Annotated in this window: 2 protein-coding genes and 1 pseudogene; 2 read left to right on the forward strand and 1 reads right to left on the reverse strand. The window is 62.3% G+C overall.

Features of this window, described 5'->3' with window-relative positions:
- Positions 1-278 precede the first annotated feature (278 nt).
- Both MKL20_RS08230 and MKL20_RS08235 read left to right on the forward strand, forming a co-directional pair.
- Positions 279-662 (forward strand): hypothetical protein, encoded by a 384-nt coding sequence (locus MKL20_RS08230; protein ID WP_243966050.1) that lies wholly within the window; start codon positions 279-281, stop codon positions 660-662.
- Between the two features lie 104 nt (positions 663-766).
- On the forward strand, positions 767-946 hold the full coding sequence (locus MKL20_RS08235) for a hypothetical protein (protein ID WP_244036271.1): 180 nt from the start codon (positions 767-769) through the stop codon (positions 944-946).
- Between the two features lie 142 nt (positions 947-1,088).
- Here the strand turns inward: MKL20_RS08235 and MKL20_RS08240 are convergent.
- Positions 1,089-1,356 (reverse strand): annotated as a pseudogene (locus MKL20_RS08240) (hypothetical protein); the annotation flags it as partial.

Raw genomic sequence — 1,356 nt, forward strand, 5'->3', positions numbered from 1 at the left:
TCCGTCTTGACTCCCGAGGGAATCATGTGGCTTGTGGGGAGCAGTCACGCGGCCCCACCAGGCCCCAGGAATTTCAGCAGCCTCTTCCTTGCCGGGAAGGGGCTGTTGGCTTTTCAGGGTCTCAGATCCGCAGCGGTTGCTCTCCTGAAGACAGCCGCGACTCGCCAAGGCGGGTCCGGCCGGAACGCTCCATGTCGACCGGGGCGCATGGCCAAGTCAACGCCAGAGAGTTTTGGCCACCTCGTGCTCAGCAGCGTGATGGAGGACGTGCATACGTCTTGGGCGACCCCAGCCACCGCGCCGACACCCGCGCCTTTCTGTCCTGCCACTTAGCCACGGCCGACTGGTGGCCGTCTCAAATCCCGATGCATGATAGGACTGGGATGGGGGAGGCGCCGATGGATCGTTGTGATTTTCGCATCGGCGGGGAGTTTATCTGCTCCGGCAGGCGGTACCGCTGCACCGACATCGGCTCGCGTACCGTTCTCGCCATCCAGATCGATGAGGCAACGATTGCGACCAAGGACGCTGGCGAGCCAGTCACGACGCGCACGATCTCCGGTCAGGAAGCGCAGGCTATCGGCTGGTTCGACGGGCCACCCTACGGCGTGATCGAGCACGTATTCGATGAGAACGATCAGGAGGTCTGCGAGCCCCTGTGATTTCGATTACAGCGACCTGACGAGATGCCAGTGTCGGCGTGCCGCTCATCGGCGGACCATAAACAGGATGCGAAATGACAGAGTGCGTAGGGATACGGTTTAGGGTGAAGGAACATGCGGGCGGGGAACCGTGGATTGCTCTCGAAGGCGCGGAGACCGTCACGGCACTGGCACGCGCTGTTCTCGGATTAAAGTTGACCCCTGGCACCACCATCGAGGAAGCCGAACGCATCGCCAAGGAACTCCAGGCGCAGGTAAGCGGGCTCACTTTTGCTCGACGCTGAAGGCAGGCCTCTCGTCTTTGAGAACACGCCAGCCGGACATGGCATGTCGGCCGGGCGGCACGGTTAAGTCAACGTTGAGGGTGCGGCTATGCCGGCGCCGGACCGGCGCAGGCAATCGCTCTTGCTATCTCGAACGAGGCTTTCACTCAGCGCTTTCGAGTGCCTGCGATAGGCCCAGCCATCCCTTCACCTTCGCAGGCAAAGAGCCAGAGTGCCTCTTCGCCGATTTGGCTGAAGCGCGGACAGCACCCAGCCGACCTGCAACCTTCACCGCGCCGAGCGGGTCGGCTTGCCGCCCGATGGCGAGCGCGCCTTCCAGAACGGAAAGGCCGTCCTGAAAGTCGAACGGACACGGTGCGGGTGAGAATAAATTGTCGCTGTTGAGGTACGCATCGATATAGCGCTCCCGC

Origin of the sequence: Methylobacterium sp. E-066, assembly GCF_022829635.1 — a bacterium.
In the GTDB taxonomy this organism is placed as follows: Bacteria; Pseudomonadota; Alphaproteobacteria; order Rhizobiales; family Beijerinckiaceae; genus Methylobacterium.